The organism is Sorangium sp. So ce367 (assembly GCF_051520455.1).
Classification (GTDB): Bacteria; Myxococcota_A; Polyangia; order Polyangiales; family Polyangiaceae; genus Sorangium; species Sorangium cellulosum_B.
In genome coordinates, this window is sequence record NZ_CP150334.1 from 10,583,287 (window position 1) to 10,600,357 (window position 17,071).

11 protein-coding genes and 1 pseudogene are annotated in these 17,071 nt (G+C 66.0%); 3 read left to right on the forward strand and 9 right to left on the reverse strand.

The genetic code is table 11. From position 1 onward, the window contains the following. On the forward strand, positions 1–1,980 hold the full coding sequence (locus tag WME97_RS40095) for a S1 family peptidase (RefSeq protein WP_437545621.1): 1,980 nt from the start codon (positions 1–3) through the stop codon (positions 1,978–1,980). After that, a complete protein-coding gene (locus tag WME97_RS40100; protein ID WP_437545622.1) occupies positions 1,977–4,736 on the forward strand; it encodes a hypothetical protein in 2,760 nt (919 codons plus the stop codon). The genes WME97_RS40095 and WME97_RS40100 overlap by 4 nt, the downstream gene beginning before the upstream one ends. A gap of 258 nt (positions 4,737–4,994) precedes the next feature. Here WME97_RS40100 and WME97_RS40105 read toward each other — a convergent pair. The 7 genes and pseudogenes from WME97_RS40105 to WME97_RS40135 all read right to left on the reverse strand — a co-directional run. After that, positions 4,995–5,510: pseudogene (locus tag WME97_RS40105) on the reverse strand (hypothetical protein); the annotation flags it as partial. 172 nt (positions 5,511–5,682) lie between these two features. After that, positions 5,683–7,308: an IS66 family transposase gene (gene tnpC, locus WME97_RS40110; RefSeq protein ID WP_437544796.1), complete on the reverse strand. Its 1,626-nt coding sequence runs from the start codon at positions 7,306–7,308 to the stop codon at positions 5,683–5,685. Beyond that, on the reverse strand, positions 7,305–7,727 hold the full coding sequence (gene tnpB / locus WME97_RS40115; protein ID WP_437544794.1) for an IS66 family insertion sequence element accessory protein TnpB: 423 nt from the start codon (positions 7,725–7,727) through the stop codon (positions 7,305–7,307). The genes tnpC and tnpB overlap by 4 nt, the downstream gene beginning before the upstream one ends. Beyond that, positions 7,721–8,059: an IS66 family insertion sequence element accessory protein TnpA gene (tnpA, locus tag WME97_RS40120; protein ID WP_437544793.1), complete on the reverse strand. Its 339-nt coding sequence runs from the start codon at positions 8,057–8,059 to the stop codon at positions 7,721–7,723. The genes tnpB and tnpA overlap by 7 nt, the downstream gene beginning before the upstream one ends. Before the next feature lie 51 nt (positions 8,060–8,110). Next, the gene (locus WME97_RS40125; protein ID WP_437545624.1) at positions 8,111–9,175 is read right to left on the reverse strand and encodes a hypothetical protein; all 1,065 of its coding nucleotides are present in this window, start codon (positions 9,173–9,175) and stop codon (positions 8,111–8,113) included. Positions 9,176–9,213: 38 nt separating this feature from the next. Beyond that, positions 9,214–10,734 carry a hypothetical protein gene (locus WME97_RS40130; RefSeq protein WP_437545626.1) on the reverse strand — a complete coding sequence of 507 codons (1,521 nt, stop codon included), beginning with the start codon at positions 10,732–10,734 and terminating at the stop codon, positions 9,214–9,216. A gap of 637 nt (positions 10,735–11,371) precedes the next feature. Continuing rightward, a complete protein-coding gene (locus WME97_RS40135; RefSeq protein WP_437545628.1) occupies positions 11,372–11,773 on the reverse strand; it encodes a DUF6968 family protein in 402 nt (133 codons plus the stop codon). A 1,079-nt stretch (positions 11,774–12,852) separates the two neighbouring features. Between WME97_RS40135 and WME97_RS40140 the strand changes: the two genes are divergently transcribed. Further along, positions 12,853–13,803 carry a TauD/TfdA dioxygenase family protein gene (locus WME97_RS40140; RefSeq protein ID WP_437545629.1) on the forward strand — a complete coding sequence of 317 codons (951 nt, stop codon included), beginning with the start codon at positions 12,853–12,855 and terminating at the stop codon, positions 13,801–13,803. A gap of 61 nt (positions 13,804–13,864) precedes the next feature. Here the strand turns inward: WME97_RS40140 and WME97_RS40145 are convergent, their stop codons facing one another. Beyond that, positions 13,865–15,112 (reverse strand): toll/interleukin-1 receptor domain-containing protein, encoded by a 1,248-nt coding sequence (locus tag WME97_RS40145; RefSeq protein ID WP_437545631.1) that lies wholly within the window; start codon positions 15,110–15,112, stop codon positions 13,865–13,867. Positions 15,113–16,018: 906 nt separating this feature from the next. Then, entirely contained in the window at positions 16,019–16,432 is a 414-nt protein-coding gene (locus WME97_RS40150) for an LIC_13387 family protein (RefSeq protein WP_437545632.1), read from the reverse strand. Positions 16,433–17,071 lie beyond the last annotated feature (639 nt).

A 17,071-nucleotide genomic window follows, 5' to 3' on the forward strand; every position in this document is an offset into this window, starting at 1 on the left:
ATGCCAACGGAGGAGCGCGAGAGAAGCCTCAAGGCCGCGGTGGTAAAAATCTTCGACACTGGCCGCACGCCTATCGGGACAGGCTTCCTTGTCCGGTGGGACCTCGTGGCGACGTGCGCGCACGTGATCAAGAAAGTTTTCCGCGGGACAACCCATGCAGAGCGGCCCCACGGCAAGTCGATCGAAGTCCAGTTCTCTGGCGGCCCCGATGGCAGCTTCCTCCAGGCGGAGGTAGTGCCGGCTTACTTTAAGGAGAACGAGGATGTTGCCCTCCTCCGCTTAAGTGAAGCGGCCCCCGCGGCGGTCGAACCTCTTGCTCTTGCGACGTCCAGCGGTCTTACGGGTCAAATCTTGCGTGGATTTGGCTTCGCTGACCCGGGCGGGCTCTGGATGGCGGCGACCGTAGCAGGGCCGCTTGACGCTGACAAACGCTGGCAGCTCAGCTCAACGAACATATCGCCGGGGTGCAGCGGTGGCCCACTCTGGAACGACGCCGGTTATGTCGTAGCCATGGCTTCGTCAATCAGGGATCCGGACCCGATCACAGGACGGCATCACGACACCTGCTATGGTAGGGCATCGGAGGTCCTGATGGAAGTCTGTCCGGGCCTCACGCACCTTTCTTCCGTCACCAGAAGTGGACGAACAGCGGACACGACAGGCCACATCAACTGGCTGGAGTGGCCAATGAACCGAAGGCAGCAACCATTTCGCGCCTATGTCGTCGAGCCCGCAGCCTATAAGCCGTCGACCCATGCAGCTGTGTTCCGGGCCTCGCTCGGCCGACTGGGGATCTCTTTGCTTACCGAGATTAAGGCGGGTTCTCCGCCGCTTCCAACAGAACGGTTCATCGAGCCATTCGATCTTGTGACATTCCCGGAAGCGTTCTTGCCTGCCGCTGCCCTCGTCCATTTTTTAAAAGACCTAGGCAGGTCACCGATGCCGATGGGCTGCATTCACACTGGGCTCAGCGCAACGGCGGAGGATGAACACACGCACCTGTTCCGGCGTGATCAGTTGCGGGATCTCGTGACTCGTCTCCAGGCGCTCCCAGCCGTAGTAGACCAAGACTTCGAACCCATGCGCCGATGGCTGAGCGATCCTGAAAAGGAGCGCGGGATGTTCAATGCTGGATGCTTCTTCATGGTGGATGCAGATCGCCGTCTGCGCATCTGCCTCCACCTCAAGAACGTTGCTTCCAACTATGAAACAAGTCCGTTGCTAGATAAAAACATGAAAGAGGCTTGCCTCTTTTCGTTGGTCACATTGCGTCCCTCGGATAGGCGAATGACATCCATTGTTGTACAGCCGCTCATCTGCTCGGACGTGATCGAGCGCACGACGAACGTACCGGGCGCTCACCCTATCACCGTGCTGACGTCGGGCGCGGCGGCTCTCGACCGCTGTCCACCGGATCACGTCGACATCGTCTCCGTTGCTACATGCACTCCGCAAGCCCTCGTGCCCGAGCGTGTGTCGGACATAGATGTTCACCAGCAAAGTAAGAAGCGATCAAAATGGAAAGACAAATTCTGTAATTCCTACGAACGAGCAGTACGTTCGGATGAATGGCGCCGGCACCGCTACGCGGCCTTTGTATTAGCAAACTATCGTGTATTTCCCGATGCTTCAAGCGGCAACTCGGGGAAGATTGCGCCTCCACTCGCGGGTCTTTCCGGGGTGTTTCTTCCAACCCCTCTAAAGCCTAAGCCTTGCGACGCGTTCGTTCTCGTGGACGTCTTCGCAAGAACTGATGAAAAATTTGAAAAGGAAGAAGAATGGATGAGCGCCAAGGTGTTCACCGAGAGAAAAGGTGGGCACGTCTTGGGTCATCTTATGGCTCTTGATCCATCGACCGCTTACGCGACGGCGACGGCGCTGGGCTTCACGATCACCCAGCTGCCTCGCGACGCCAATCGGTGGGATCGAACTGGAGAGATCGTGGATGTGGAACAGATCGACATTAGGGTAGATCTATGAATCACAAAATAACCCGCATCAACGTCGATCAGCTTTCTCAACACTGGATGGCGTGGCTCGCTATGCGTCATTTCCTGCCCGCTCGCCTGCTGCGTGAGATTGTCATGATTGTTGTCTCTCAGGGAACGAATGGTCGACTTGGCCTCCAGTGCCTGTTCGAGGAGGTATTCTGCGGGGATACGCTGTGGAACGAATGCTGGATGGTGCGGCCACGTCAGCTTGTCGAGCAGAGAGAGTATGATGGGGAACGTAGGTACTTCATGCGCTTGGTCAGAGCGCTCGCTTGGCAGAATGACGACGACGGTTGGGCACAGACGCTGAACAAGGCGGATGTGGATCAACTCTATCCGGAGTTAATCGATGCCATTGTGCGTTTCGGGACAGCTGATTTTGGGAGGCATCCAGAGTCACTTGAGCGCCAGTTTGGACCAGTAGATAGTGTGCTTCAGGAGAGCTTCAGGGATTTATTGATAGTATTCAAGATTGCGCAACGCGATCATCGAACGCTATCGGTGGATGATTTCTGGCGAGGCATCGGCGCCTCGACTCAGTCCCTTTGCATGCCTCTCCTCGCCGTAGTGATGAAGCATGTCGCAGACTTGTGCGCTGACGCTGATGTATGGGACAAAGCACTCGCTGGATATGAACGAGCGAGCGACATGCTTACGGAATGGGACCCCGAAGCCGGATGGGAGGACGTCACATCTGCCTGGAAGGCGTGCATTATAGGCTCTCGCGGTGCCGCGCTCGCCGTTGCGCATGATGATCCTGCGACGCAGGCACAACTTCTTGATGATGCGTTGCCCGAAGCGAGTCTTGAGACAGATCCGCTACGGGTCGCAAATCTCTCGCTTGATGCATTTGTGGCATTGTCCCATCCCCAAATACAAGGACGCAAGAATCAGGACCGCAGGCTGTCGATTGCTCAGTCCCCATTACTGCGAGACTCTCATAATTTCTACACACCAATGAGCTACTGGCTTCGTGGCAAGCACGAGGAGGCCGGACGACGGTTCTGGGGACTTCTCAGGCGACAAATCGCACTCGGCGCGCGGGTGGATTTTCAGAACACGAAGATGTGGTATGGGTGGAGCATTATCGACGATCTGTCGGAGAGAGTAGAAAAGAACATCCTTCCGGAAGCGTTTCAGCTTGCCGTACGCATGCTCGTCGAGAGCGGCAACAGCGGCGTTATCAAACGAATATCTTGGGCCGCACCGCTGCTAAAAGCATACGTCAACCATGCATGTATAAAAATGGTGATCGACCATGCCCGCCAACACAAGGGTGCAACGATCGCGCGAGCACTGGTTGTCGTCGAACTGTTCAAGAAATGGATCCCGGAGCTACGCGGTCCAGCACACCACGATGCGATTCTTTTGATGTGGAGGCACATCGCGACGCTCGCGACGGAGTTCGAGGCAGAGTTCGAGCAGCGAGTAGATGTCGGGCGGCCTAGCCTGGAGGCCTTACAAGAACTCGCCAAGAAGAGGCCTGAACTGCGGTCTGAGGTCGCCCCACAGGTACAGCAGGCCATTTGTAAACGATTGAGTTCGCCCGCTGATTTCTGGGACGGAAGCAGCAAAGCATGCAATACGGCGAGCGAGTATGCCGACGCCTTCGACGCAACTTCGATGGAATCGGTTATTAGCGCCGTTGTAAACCGATTAAAGAACATTAGCCCCGACGTCGACCTATGGCCGGTGACGCGGGCAGCACTTGCTTTTCTTGTGTTAGAGCCGGTCACAAAGCACGCTAGGGACTATCCTGCGACTGGAAAATCGATCCTTGAGCAGATCCTTCGCATCGGTCTGGAGCAGAAGACTGAGCACAGCATGCTGCTTTACTACATTCACGACTTCGACGGCGCGATGCTCGCGGATGCAGATGTTCGTACCAAGCTCAACGACAAGGGCATCGTCAAGCATCTTCTTGAGGAGGCATCTCAGTTAGGCTCGAGCAACGCGATGGATTCGATCAAGGCTCTCTTGTTCGCCCCGTTGGTTTCTGGTCGTGATGGTATTAGTGGTGCACTCGAGAGTCTCAAGCGCACTCTGCATTCCGCCAAGAACGAACATCTGAGCTATGGCCTTGCATTTGCCTACGATGCAATTCTAATATTGATAAATTTTCAGCAAAAGATTCAGGAGATGTTCCCTGGCGACGAGGAGTGGATTCGCGCAGCGTATCATGATTTGCTCGCTTGTATTGTAGTCGTTTGGCGGGCAGCAGCAAGCCGACCCCTGATTTTTGCACCTTTTTCTCTCCCACCACCCACACAGCCAAATCCAGTAATCATTCACAACTGGGCTTTCGCCTCGCTCCGCTTTGCCGAGACGTTGGACCAGACCGCCGAAGTGGAAGCTGCTCTGCGCGAGGCGAGCACCAATATGGAGCTTGCTCCTCATATCGCGCTCGCTCGTGCCACCCGCGCGGTTGCGCGCCCCATTGACAATAACGCTCTCGAGGAAGCGCGCACGGCGGACCCTGAAATTTTTTATACTACCATCGGCCGCCGTCTCGCGCAAATAAAGGCGAGCACCAGCGACCCGACGGAACTGTGCAGAATCCTTATCGAGCAATGCTTCCGCTTCGGCCCGAAGGAGATCGACGCCGCCGTGTTTCTGGAGGCTGCTCGCCTAGGCCTCCACGGTCATGTCCGTGCATCCGGCCTGCGCGACTACGCGAAGCGTCTCGAAGGAGATCGCGAGCGCAGACTTGTTCTGGCGCCCATCCTCGACCTCTTCAGCGATTAGGCGAAAGCGCACGGCCAAGGACATCGTGGCATCCCAATGGCGCCGGTTACCGGGCCAAGAGGTCCGCTCCTTGCCGGACGCCGAGGTGTTCGAGGAGGCGCCCACGCGTCCCGCCGGCGCGTCCCGTTGACAGGGCGGCCCCGGGCGGTGGGGGAGCTTGCGGTGCTCGACCGATCGCCCCCACGGCCGCCGCTCCCTTCGGGCCTGTAGACGCGCCGCCTTCCACGGACGCGGTTCGCCGGGCGAGCTCCACTCCAGCTATTCAGGAAACCGGAGCGTCTCCACGGCGACGCCGTCCTCGCCCGAGATCATCTTGCCTTCGTCGTCCCAGCTGATGCCGCCCTTGCCCGGCAGCCCAAGCGTAAAGGTGACGCCCTCCGCCGTGACCCGGTCCTCGTCGAGATAGGCGATGCCGATCGAGTCGCCGCCGCGCCCCGGGCCGCCGTAGCCGCCCTCGCCGCCGTCGCCCCCGGGGCCCCCGTTGCAGGAATAGGCCGAGCGGTCCTCCAGCACGCCGCCCGGTGCGCCCCGGCCGCCTCGTCCGCCTTGCTGGGGCTCGCCGCCGTCGCCGCCCTGGCCGCCGTCGGACGTCTCGATCTCGCTGTCGCGCACGGTCACCTTGGCGTGCAGCGCGACGATGCCGATGCTCGGGTAGCCGTTCTCGCCCCCCTTGCCGCCTCGTCCGCCGCAGCCACCGGCCCCGCCCGATCCTCCTCCGGCGCCCCCCTTGGACGCCGCGCCGCATACGCCGAGCCCGCCCCTGCGGCCGCCGCCTCGTAACCACCCGGCGATCGCCATGGGCACGGCCCCTTGCAGCTCTCGGCGGGGTCGAGGAGGCTGGACGCGGGGCGGCGTCGGCCCACGACTCGGCGCGGGCACAGGCGGTCCTGAGAAAGGGCCCGGCAAGGCGGCATCCGCCTAGGTCGCCGGCCGAGGCTCGCGTTGTTCAGGTCGCGTCGGCGTCGCCGGTGCTCGGAGCAGCGTGCGACGACTTCGTCCAGGCGTCGGGCAGCAACTCGTCCAGCCGGTCGCGCGGCCAGCCCGCCTGCAACTTGCCGATGATGTCTGTCGCCCAGGCGAGCGGGTTGACTCCGTGCATTCGACACGAGCCGAAGATCGTGTAGCCGATGGCCAGGCGCTGAGCGCCCTTGTCGGAGCCCGCGAATAGGTAGTTCTTTCTTCCGAGCGCGACACGTCTTAGCTGCCGCTCGACCTCGCCGTTGTCTATCTCGAAGCGTCCATCCGTGAAGCAGCGCCGCCATGCCGCCTCCTGATTGATGGCGTACTGGGTGGCGATGCAGAGCGGCGTGCCTGGTACGAGCCGCAGGTGCAGCTCGTGAATCCACTGATACAGCTCATCCACAACGGGGAGCGACCGCTCCTGCCGGCGCGCCAGGCGCGTCTCCGTGGGCAGCGCCTCCTCCTTGCAGGCCGCCTCGATCCGGTAGATGGCCTTGAAGTACGAGAGCGCCACCGCGGCCCGCGTGTCGCCGCCCTTTGCCGCCTTCTCGAGCTTGGCGCGGATGTGCATCCCGCAGCCAAGCCGACGCTCCTCGGGCACGATCATCTCGCCGCCTTCACCTCCGCGGAGCATCGCGCCATAACCCGCGTACCCATCGCCCTGCAAGTAGCCGGTGAAGCCCTGCAGCAGCGCGGCAGGATGCTTCGCCTTCCAGTCCGGTGCGTACAGGAACGCCACGAGATCTGCCCCGACGAAGGCCCAGATGTGGCCACGCTTCACCCCCGTCGGATGATCTCGATCCAGGACCCGCATCCCCGTGTCGTCGGCGCGCAGGTAGAACGAGTCCAGTACCCGCTCCTCGATCCTCTCAGCCACCGGAGCGAGCACATCGAGCGCGAAGGCCGACCAGTCGCCCAGGGTCGACGGGGACAGCGACACGCCGAAGCGCGCGTACTGCTGCGACTGCCGGTACAGCGGCATCGAATCCTCGAACTTCTCGACAAGGATGCTGGCGAGCAGCCCCGGTCCCGGACGCCCCCGGTCCATCACCTTCTCGCTGTCCGCCGTCGTTACGCCTTGCTCCGGGCAGCGCGGGCAGGCGAGCTTCTCCCGCCGCTCCTCGATGATCTTGAACTGCGCCGGAACGAACTCGAGCACTTCGCTCGTACGATGGCCAATGCACTTCTTGTCCGCGCCGCACTGGGGGCACGTCCGCTCCGCCTCGGGGACGGGCACCACGCGCGTCTCACGCGGCAGGTGCTCGGGAAGCGGCGCGCGCCCGCCCCGTCCTCGCGGCGGCTTCGGCGGCTCAGGAGGTTGCGGCACCAGCCCCTGCTCCGGTTGCGGCGGAGCTTCCGCCCCGAGCTCGGCGAACATCAGCATCAGCTGCTCGGTCGAGATCTGCTGGCTCTTGCGGCCGTACAGCTCCCGCAGCGCGCTCGCGAGCTTCGCCGAGAGCGCCGTATTCTTGTCGCGCAGCTGGACCAGCAGCCCGAGCACCAGCTCGATGAGCTCTGGAAGCTGCCCGGCGGCCGCCAGCTGCTCGAGCTTGTGCCGCACGTCCGCCAGATCGGCGGGCAATTGTGCCTGGGACTGAAGAGGACTGGTCACGTGGCGCGCGGGATAGCTATCCCGCGCGCATCCATCAAGCTTTGCTTCGACGGAGCAATTTTTCTCACGCCGGGCCTCCAGCGCTTGCGCCGCACGGCCTGGGACAGGTCGAACCCTTCGAGCATCAGCGACAGCTCGGCCGCCTCGACCTCGACGTGCGTGGCCCCCTTGGGCAGGTCGCAGGAGAGATGGAATCGCCCGCGAGCCAATTTCTTCGCCACGATCATGTACCCCGTGCGGTCCCAGAACAAGACGCGCATCTGGTCGCCTCGCCGATTCCTGAACACGAACAGATGCCCGCAGAGCGGGTCGGCTCCGAAGCGCTGAGAGACCAAGGCCGACAGCCCATCGAAGCTCTTGCGCAGATCCGTGGGCTCGGCTGCGACGTACACGCGCACCGACGGCGGCAGCGTCAGCACGGCGTCTCCTCGGCCGCGAGCGCCAGTACCCGCTCGAGCGTGGCCGGGTCGAAGCCCGGCCGGACCCGCACGACCCGCCCGTTGGGCAGCGCGATCTCGATCGGCTCTGGCGCGACGGCCGATGCGTCCGTCACCACGTGGACCGGCAGAAAACGCGGTGCCTCGGTCAACGACGACGGCGAGGGTTGCGAGGGCCGGTCAGCGCGCAGCTTCCAGCGCCACCAGTACAGCTGCTTCGGCATGTACCCTTCGCGCCGCGCGAACTTCTCGGCGCTCAGCCCGCTGCGCTCCCATCGCTCCACCCGCTCGGCCCACTCCGCCTTCGTCGCCATCGCTTCCTCCTTCGTCGCGATGGGGACTGGTAACCGGCCTCGACGGGGTGGTCACGATGGCGTTGGCCGGGCGCTTACGCCGCCTCCGCCGCCGCCCTGGCCCGGCGTGCCCCAGCCGCCGTCGCCGGCCCAGTCCGCCTCCCAGCCGGCCTCGCCGATGCGCCCGATGCCCTGGCCGGGGGCGCCGACGGTGCCTCGCGCGCCGTAGATCCCGTAGTTGCCGTCCGTGCAGTTCACGTCGGCCACGTCCCCGAGCCCTCGCCGTCCGTAATTGTTGGGGTTCGGCGTCGGGGTCGGCTCGCCGTCGCGCCCGTCCTCCGCGCCGCCGGGCAAGCCGTCACCGCCCTTGCCGCCGGCGCTTGGGAGCCCGCCGTCGCACGGGTTCACCACGGCAGCCCCGCCGGCCACGGTCTCCGCCGAGCACGCGTCGCCGCCGTACAGTCCATCGGCGCCGTCGGGTGCATGGCTCGGCTCGGGCAAGTCCTCGCCACTATGACCCCCCCACGCATACGAGGGGCGAAAGCTGCTTCGGAGGATCTCGACCTCGGTGTTCGACTGGACGAGCATCGTGCTCGGGCCAAATGAACGCAGGATCATGTCAACGATTCTCGATACACCGTCCGCGGCGCCCGTGTCCTCGGCGGTCGCCGGCACGACGGTCAGCGGAAAGACCGGCTTGTCGGTGACATAAAGCTGGGACCTGCTCCCTGTCTGACGCTGCCACTGGAAGCAATGAAACCCTCCGAGGAGATCGACCCCGGAGGGCAGCACCAGCGGACCATGGAACCCGTCGGCACAGACGAACACGCGCCCGCGCCCGGTGCGCGCGAGCTCGACAGCGCGCTGGAGCGTGCGCACCGGCTTGTCTTTCGACGTGCCGGGGTTCGCGTCGTCACCGCCTCCGAATTCGTTGGTCACGAACACGCCGCAGCCGTCCACCAGCTCATCGGCGGCGAGGCGCTCGAGACAGACCGACTCCGGCGGCGCCTCGTCGTGACACGCCGCGGAGCCGTCACACGGTGCTCCGCCCGCGTCGCTCGCGGTTGGTGCGGTGCCGCAACCGGCCACGACGAACAGCAGTGCGAGAAGCGGACAGGTCGCTCGGGTCGTCTTCATGATCCTCTCTCGGCGCCGCACGCCACGCACCGCCACGGTCAATGAGGGGGCCCTGGATCGGGCGCATCGAACGGACGATAGGCCGTGGCGTCGCCGATCTGGCCCTGGCCTCGGTCGTCCCCAGGCGCCGCATTGCCTCCTGGCCCGCCATTGGCCCCGCCTCCGACCCGGACGAACACGCCCGGATCGATGCTCAAGAAGGCACCAACGAACGCGACGCCATAGGAAGAGCCCCCGATGCCGCCGCCGGCGTCCCCGCCGCGGCCGCCATTGCCTCCCCGCCCGCCGCGGCACGCGGGCAACATTTCCGTTTCCGTGTGAGTCCCGCCGGAGCCGCCACCCCAACCGCCGCCGCCCGGTTGACCCCTTCCGCCGGCGCCGCCTTGAGCCCCGTTGCCCGTGGTGATCTCGGTCGCCTTGAGCGTGAGCGCACTTCCCTGCAACGCGACGATGCCGATGCTCGAGCCGCCGTAGCCGCCCCCCATGCCGCCCCGGCCACCGCAACCGCCGCTCCCGCCCGAGCCGCCGGCCGCGCCGCCCTGCGGTCCGCCCGCGCGACACGCGATCGTGCCGTCTCGCCCTTTGCCGCCGCCGCCGCCTCCCCCTCCCTGGCCGACGACGCCCCTCTTGCCGTCCTCGCCCCGGATGCCGACCCAGCCATACGATTCCGAGAGGTAGCCCGCGCCCACAGCGCCGGCAGCGCGCCCGCCATCGTCGCCTTCAGCGCCGTCGTTCCCCGGTGTGCACGCGCTGCTGCCCGCGCCGGTCCCCGCGAGGCCCTTGCCTCCCGGATTCACCGCCGGCTCCGGCTGTCCCGGCTCCCCGTCGCCCCCTGCGTCGAGCCCGCCGTCGCCCCCGTAGCCTCCGATGGACTCGGTTCCATCGTCGCACACGGTCACAACCGGAAGGGCGCCCGTCGCGACGTCCGCCGTGCAGGCGTGCGCGCCGTGGTTCCCCGGCTCCCCGTCCCACGCCCGCTCGCTGGACGCGTCCTCGCCCGGCTCCCCGTCCTTGCCGTTGCCCGCGACGATCTTGCTGTCCCGCACGATCGCCCGGGCTCCCGGGCTCAAGATCATCGCGATCGACGACTTGCCATCCGGCGCCGAGGCGTCCGCCGCCACGGCGCGCACGCCGAGGATCATGGAGGTCGCGTCGTCCCCGGGGATGGCCCCCAGGTCCTCCCCCTCGAGGATCCGCAGCGGGATCCCCTCGGGCGGCGCGATGACGGTGGGCTCGTCCGGCCCGCCGAACGACCACGCGTACGACCAGTCTCCGCCCTCACAGCGGCGGCCGCCCCAGAGGTCGATCCCGGAAGGCAGCGTGATTTCCTCCTCGAACGACCCGCCGCACGCGTACACGCGCCGGGTCGGCGGCTTGCCGTCGCCTCGTCCGTGCGCGGCGAGCCCGATCGCGTGTTGCAAGGTCTTCACCGGCGCGCCCTTCGTGCCTGGGTTCCCGTCGTCGCCTGACGACGCGCTGACGAACACCCCGCACCCGTCCTTCGCCAGGCTCTTCGCAGGATCGCCGTCGCACGGCGACGCCGGGAGCTGCGGCGGCATCTCGCCGGGGGAGCGGCTCGCACGTGAACGTCCTCGCACAGTCGTGGTCGTAGGAGCACCCGGAGATACCGGCAGCGCCCGTCGAGGCCATCGCGAGGAGCGAGATGGCACGAGCAACCCCGCGGGCTCGATCATCGACCGGACGACGCATGAGCTCCCCTCCGCCTCACCGCGCGTCCCGACGGAGCAGCCCTGCTTGCTCGCGAACCGCCGCCGGAACGGCGCGGAGGCCCTCGGCGGCCGGTGTGGTCCCGCCGAGCGTCGGGCAGCCGTGCAGCGATGGCTCAACGACACGCATGCACGGACGGTACGTCCGCGAGCCGCACAGGGTCAACGGGGTAGAAATCGCCACAAATCGTCGCTTCGGATGAGAAAAAACAGTCCGACGCCGCAAGGCGTTTGTCTGTCCTTGGGTTCGGAGGGCTTGCCAGCGCGATTGCGTGGCGCGCAGGAGCTCGATCTTGCCGCGGAGCGGGTGGATCTCCTCGCGTGTCAGCGCGGGGACGCCTTTGCCACGGTAAAAATACGCCTCCTTGTCGGGGCCAGCGAGCCTCTGCGCTGCGTAGAGCAGACCACAAGCGGTGATCGACACCCGCGGTCCAGCCCCCTCTCGGAACATGGTGCCCCGGGAGGGGGGTCAGCGGGGCGCCCCCTTCTTCTTCGCCTCCACGGCCTTCTCGATCTCATCCTCGATCACACGCTCCATCCTGTCCTCGAAAGCGCGGCCAAAGATGTACGGCACGGCCATGGGGAAACCCGTCTCTCCGGGCTCCCCGTCGCACCAGGTGACGGGAAGCCCAGCCTTCTTGAGGGACTGACGAGCCGTCTCGAACGCGAGCTGTAACGCCTGGACCGCGTCCACACCGTAGGCCGAGTCTCGGACGGGATCTGTAATTCCCTGAATATCTACCGGACAGGCCCAGTCACCGGACGCCTTCTGCACCGGCTTGCCGATGGTCACGGTCACCATCCGGCCGGGCTCGCCTACGACCGAGAGGCGGCGTTCTGCAATGGGTTCGAGCGGGGTGTCGTCCTGCATAGGACGCACCTTGCGGCCCCTTCCCGCAGGGTGTCAAGCAGACGCCCTCTTCACGTACCGTAGTGCCAGTAACACCAGCCGAGGCACGCGACCAATCCCCCCTTCGCTGCCGCCCAGCAACCGGCCCTCAAGCGAGGATCCGGTGGTAGCTGGGAGCAAAATTGCTCCATCGCCTGCTGTCCGTTCCGACATGCCCGGTTGCACTCGTCCAGGGAGTCAGGCAGTTCGACCTCGCCGCTGCCGCTTCAGGTTCGTCCACCTCTGGCGATGCTCCACATCCCATCGTCGTCGCCAGACCTGTGGCTCCGAGAAGACCCAGCACGCACAGCAGCCGTCTCATGTGCTCCCCCGAGGAGCACGTGGAGCCCGGCCCCTGGCCACGTCAAGGACGACCTTGCCGGGTCGCTTCCCATACGATTTGTATTTGAATCGACGATTGGATAGTCTGTAATGCTTGTCAAGTGAACATCCGACATCATATTTTCTGACGTTAGATGGTTTGTGTCATTTGCTCTCATCCGGCGAAGCGTCTCATCGAGGAGTGGATCCTCCGGGGGAGTTCTCTTCGCCGGACGGCGAAGAAGTACGGCCTGCTCACCGCGACCGGCGAACTCAACTTTCACCGCACGACAAGCCTATGTCCCTGGCCTGCTCGGCGTCAGGATGGGCTCTACCGAACGGATACCCCCGGACCCGCGCCCGCCGCCGACCGCCGCGGCCCCCAACCTGGGTCGGGCTCCCTCCACCCTGGGTCCCCAACCTGGGTCGCTCCCTCCGGGGCGATCCCCCCGGGGACTGCTTCGTGCGCAACACTGCATCCGCAAGGCTGCTGCCTACGGAACAGGTGCGGGGCACATCACGCCTCCGCGACCTCGCCGTGCATCGTCGAGAGCAACCCCTCGCTCCACGCGCGCTCGGCGCGACGGACCGCGCGACCGCGTCACCACGGCGGAATGGGACCCAGCCCCCAGCTGTGCGGCCCCACAAGAATTTCTCGAGTCACCGCACTGGAACGGCGCATGCTCAGGGCGAGCCGCGAGCTGGCGTCCAGGCTCGTTCAAGACTGCGAGAAGAGTGCCATGTCCGCCCTCATTGCCGAACAACAGACCTACCCTCTGCGGCTGGATGTACGACCGCTGACGCCCGTGATCGGGGCGGAGATCCACGGCGTCGACCTGCGCAAGCCGCTGGCCCCTGCCACGGTGCAGGCAATCGAGCAAACCCTGCTCCAATGGAAGGTGATCTTCTTCCGCGAGCAGGACATCTCCAACGAACAGCTGCTCACCTTCGGCCGCGCCTTCGGCCCGCTGACGCCGGCCCACCCGATCGCGCTGGGGCTCCCTGAGCACCCGGAGATCTGGGAACGAAAGGCCGCCGAGTACAAAGAGAACCACCGGTCGGACCTCTCCATCCCCACCGCCAAGCCGCCGCGCGACTACAAGGGCTGGCACATCGACATCACCTTCGTCGCCAACCCGAACAGGTACTCCATCCTGCGCGGCGTGGAGATCCCGCCGTACGGCGGCGACACGCTCTGGAGCAACCTCGAGTGCGCCTACGACGGCCTGTCGCCCACGATCAAGGCGCTCGTCGACGGGCTCCAGGCCGTCCACCGCACGAGCAGCTACGATAGCGGAGAGCCCAGGCCGGGCCGCAAGGCCGTAGGCCCGTTCGCCGCGCTTCACCCGCTCGTGCGCGTGCACCCGCGGACCGGCCGCAAATCGCTGTTCGTCAACCCGGGGACGACGAGCCACATCGTGGGCCTGCGAGAGCGCGAGAGCCAGGCGCTGCTCGACATGCTGGCCGACGAGGTGACGCGGCCCGAGTACGCGGTGCGCTTCCGCTGGACGCCCAACGCGATCGCCGTATGGGACAACCAGGCCACCGCCCACGCCGGCCCCATCGACTACGCCCACTTCGACCTGCCGCGCGTCGTTCGCCGCATCACCGTCGCAGGCGAGCTGCCCCAGGGGCCCGACGGGTTCCGCTCGCGGCCGCTCGAAGGCGAGCTGTTCGGCGTGCTCGGCTGACGCCGCGCGCCCACGCCCTCTCCGCGCCGGCGCCCCGAGCAGCCGCTTCGCCTTGGCGCCGCTAGCCCTTCCCGCCGTCCCCGGGCTCGATCGTCTTTTTCCTGAGCACCCGGATGAGCTTCTGCAGGCCGGCATGAAACTTCGCCTCGTCCGTACCGGCGCGCTCGAAGTCCGCCACGACGCGGTCGCGCACGGCCTGGGCGACGTCCGCGTTCCTCGGCTTCCAACCCGTGAACACGTAGTCGTCGAGGCGGATCGGGATCAGGTACGAAGCTCCGCCGTCCCGAGCCTCACGGGCGAGGATCTCCTCAAGCTCGTTCAGAACCCCCTTGCGGTCGAGCGAGTGCCTCGAGCAGATGAGGATCACGCGGTCGTGCTCGTTCACGCCCTTCCGCATCATGCGGTGGAGCTTCTCACCGGGCTCCGCGTGCTCGGGGAAGAAGAACGTCGTGACCCCGTTGCGGTGCAAGGCCTCGTAGAGCTGGCGTGCGAAGGATTCGTCTGGAGCGCCGTAGCTGATGAACGTCGATTGTAGCATCTTGAATACGTTCGTCTCGAGGGAACGGGCACAGTCAATCATGTACTCGACGAAGACCTCCGGCATGCCCGCCCTGGCCAGGAATTCTTTGAGGTTTGGCGCACGGAGAGAGCGGACGATGCTGTCGGAATCGACGTAGCTCGGGCCTTCATGTTGAGCTGGTGGGCTGGCAGTGGATAGAGGGGTGAGATCGACATCCAGCAGCAGCGTGTGTGATAGGACCACATCGTCGAGCTTCGCCCTGTTAAGGGTCGCCCTATGGAGGTTCGCCCCGGCGAGTGTCGCCCCGGTGAGGTTCGCCCCGGTGAGGTCCGAGCAGACGAGGACCGCGCAGGCGAGCTTCGCCTCGGTGAGGGTCGCGCTGATGAAATTTGCGCCATAGACGAACGCCTCGTAGAGATCTGCGCGGGAGAGGTTCGCCGCCGAGAGGGTCGCCTCGGTGAGGGTCGCACGGTAGAGATCCGCGCGGGCGAGGTTCGCCGCCGAGAGGTTCGCCGCATAGAGGTCCGCCTGCGAGAGCTTCGCCCCATCGAGGTTTGCCCCGGTGAGATTCGCCCCGCCGAGGTCGGCGCGGAAGAGGTTCGCCCCACGGAGGTCCGCGCCGATGAGCACCGCGCCACCGAGGTCCGCGTCGGTGAGCTCGGCGCTGGTGAGGTCCGCGCCGGCAAGATCTGCTTCACGGAAGGCTCTTTCCCCCGCCGCGTAGCGCGTGAGCAGTTCCCGTGCGCCAGTCACCCGCTCCGACCCGCCCTCGCCGCGCCGCTCTCCCATCGGTCGCCAAGATCTCCGCACGCCTGGCGCGTTGTCTACCACCGCGGAGGTCGTCGTGCCGTGCCGCTGAACGTTGTCGCGTCACGTCGACCCGTTCCGGATGCCGGCGGAGCGTACGAGTGTCACCACGGATCGCACAGCCGCCCTGTGCGATGGTCGCCGACCAAGATCGGATTGTCTGGATTCTGGCATCTGCGCGAGGGCGCCTGGCAGCCCCGAGCGGGGGTGGATCTCCCCCGGACGGCTCGGCCAGCCAGTCCCCTCAGCACGCCCAGGACGGCGTCCCTCCGGGGCGGGACGGGGGCATTGCGTTCGCGCCCCCCTTGCCGCCTCGACCACCGCCAGCCGCCGGCCCCGTCCGAGCCTCCCCCGGCGCCCCCTCAAATGCCGCGCCGCACACGCCGAGCCCGCCCCTGCGGCCGCTGCCTCCACCGCTGCCCTGGCCCGGCGTGCCCCGGCCGCCATCGCCGGCCCGGTCTTCTTCCCAGCCGGCCTCGCTGATGCGACCGATGCCTTGGCCGGCGACACCGACGGTGCCTTTCGCGCCGTGGATCCTGTAGCTCTCGTTGGTGCAGCCCACGTCGGCACGTCCCCGCGTCCTCGCCATCCGTGGTTGCTGGGGTTCGGCGTCGGCTCGCCGTCGCGCCGTAACCGCCCACTCATTGCCACGATCGTCGATTGCGGCGAGAGCCGCATGGGGGGCGTGGGGCGCCTGGAGGGGGCGCGGCGGACGAGGAGCCGGAGGCGCCGCGCCGAAGGGACTGCGTTCACGCCCCAGCTTGCCGGCCGCCGCCTCGCGATTGCGGCGCCCTCCGCCGGAACCTGAACGAGCGATGCCGCAACAGTTCGTCCGACGGGCCGCTCGTGGCCACTGCGATGGGCTATGGGCTATCTTCGCCCGCGCGCTCAGCGCACCACGAGCGCCGCGCCGAAGCACGCCGTCGCGACCAGCATGGTCACGATCGGCGGCGGCGGAAACGCGCGAACGGCGATGGCCAGCAGCGCCAGCGACACCGCCGCGTTCAGCGCCACGACAGCAGGGAGCGCGGCGAGGGCGGGCGCGGCGAGCACGCAGACGGCGCCGTGCAGCGCGAGCACCAGGCCCATCGCCACGCTGAACCCCCTGAAGAGGCCGAGCAGGTCGCGCGACAGCCCCATCATGGACATCCGGTGCGCCCGCATCACGCCGAGGACCGCGGTCTCTGCGGCGGGCGGCGCGGGGCGACGGAGCAGCAGCGCGGTGATCGCGAGGTGCCCGATCCCGGTGACGACCCACGCCCACGCGCCCACCTGAAATAGCACCTGTGCACGGCTACTCATGACAGCCCTCGTTTCTTTGCCACCGGTCCCTGGCGGGTGCGCTCCACATGCTGCCGTTTGGACCTAGAGCACGGCCTTGGAGATCTCAATACGGCACCGGATGACCTCCGGTGCGATCGTCGTCGTGACCGACAGCTCAGCCGAATCCTCCGCGGGCGTCGTCTGGCATCCGCTCACTACGCGCGATCCGGACACCGCCGCCATGAACTATTCGGCCCTCTTCGACCGGTCTTTCACCGAAAGTCGATCTGGGCCAGCTCCGCCACCACCAACGCTTCGCGTTCGGCGCCGGCGAATCCAGCAGCGGGCTGATCTCGGACGTCGAGGGGCGCCCCGGAGTCCATACCCACTGGCTCTTCTTCTTCTCCGTCCGGTGCCTCGACGTCAGACGTGCGCCCCTTCCTCGCTTCGGTCGGGCGTCCGCAGCAGATTGGCAAATCGTCAGGCACAGACAAGGCTTGGCGAGGTTTCTTCGCCTGCCGCACAGGGGGTCCGCTTCCCAGCCGGCGTCGCTGGCCGCCTGCGTCCGCCATGGCGCCGCCACCCCCTGAGCTGGAGCTCTGCTCGCATTTTCCCGGCGTTTCGTGCCGGCATGGGGCGTGCTCGAGGCCGAGCGTCATGCCGACGCTCGAGCACAAC

What these genes read in the sequence shown, in the direction of transcription:
- WME97_RS40095 (WP_437545621.1), top strand. Translation starts at nt 1, where the DNA reads ATGCCAACGGAGGAGCGCGAGAGAAGCCTCAAGGCCGCGGTGGTAAAA.
- WME97_RS40100 (WP_437545622.1), top strand. Translation starts at nt 1,977, where the DNA reads ATGAATCACAAAATAACCCGCATCAACGTCGATCAGCTTTCTCAACAC.
- tnpA (WP_437544793.1), bottom strand. Translation starts at nt 8,059, where the DNA reads ATGGCGACGAAGGCGGAGTGGGCCGAGCGGGTGGAGCGATGGGAGCGC.
- WME97_RS40125 (WP_437545624.1), bottom strand. Translation starts at nt 9,175, where the DNA reads ATGAAGACGACCCGAGCGACCTGTCCGCTTCTCGCACTGCTGTTCGTC.
- WME97_RS40130 (WP_437545626.1), bottom strand. Translation starts at nt 10,734, where the DNA reads ATGCCGCCGCAGCTCCCGGCGTCGCCGTGCGACGGCGATCCTGCGAAG.
- WME97_RS40135 (WP_437545628.1), bottom strand. Translation starts at nt 11,773, where the DNA reads ATGCAGGACGACACCCCGCTCGAACCCATTGCAGAACGCCGCCTCTCG.
- WME97_RS40140 (WP_437545629.1), top strand. Translation starts at nt 12,853, where the DNA reads ATGTCCGCCCTCATTGCCGAACAACAGACCTACCCTCTGCGGCTGGAT.
- WME97_RS40145 (WP_437545631.1), bottom strand. Translation starts at nt 15,112, where the DNA reads ATGGGAGAGCGGCGCGGCGAGGGCGGGTCGGAGCGGGTGACTGGCGCA.
- WME97_RS40150 (WP_437545632.1), bottom strand. Translation starts at nt 16,432, where the DNA reads ATGAGTAGCCGTGCACAGGTGCTATTTCAGGTGGGCGCGTGGGCGTGG.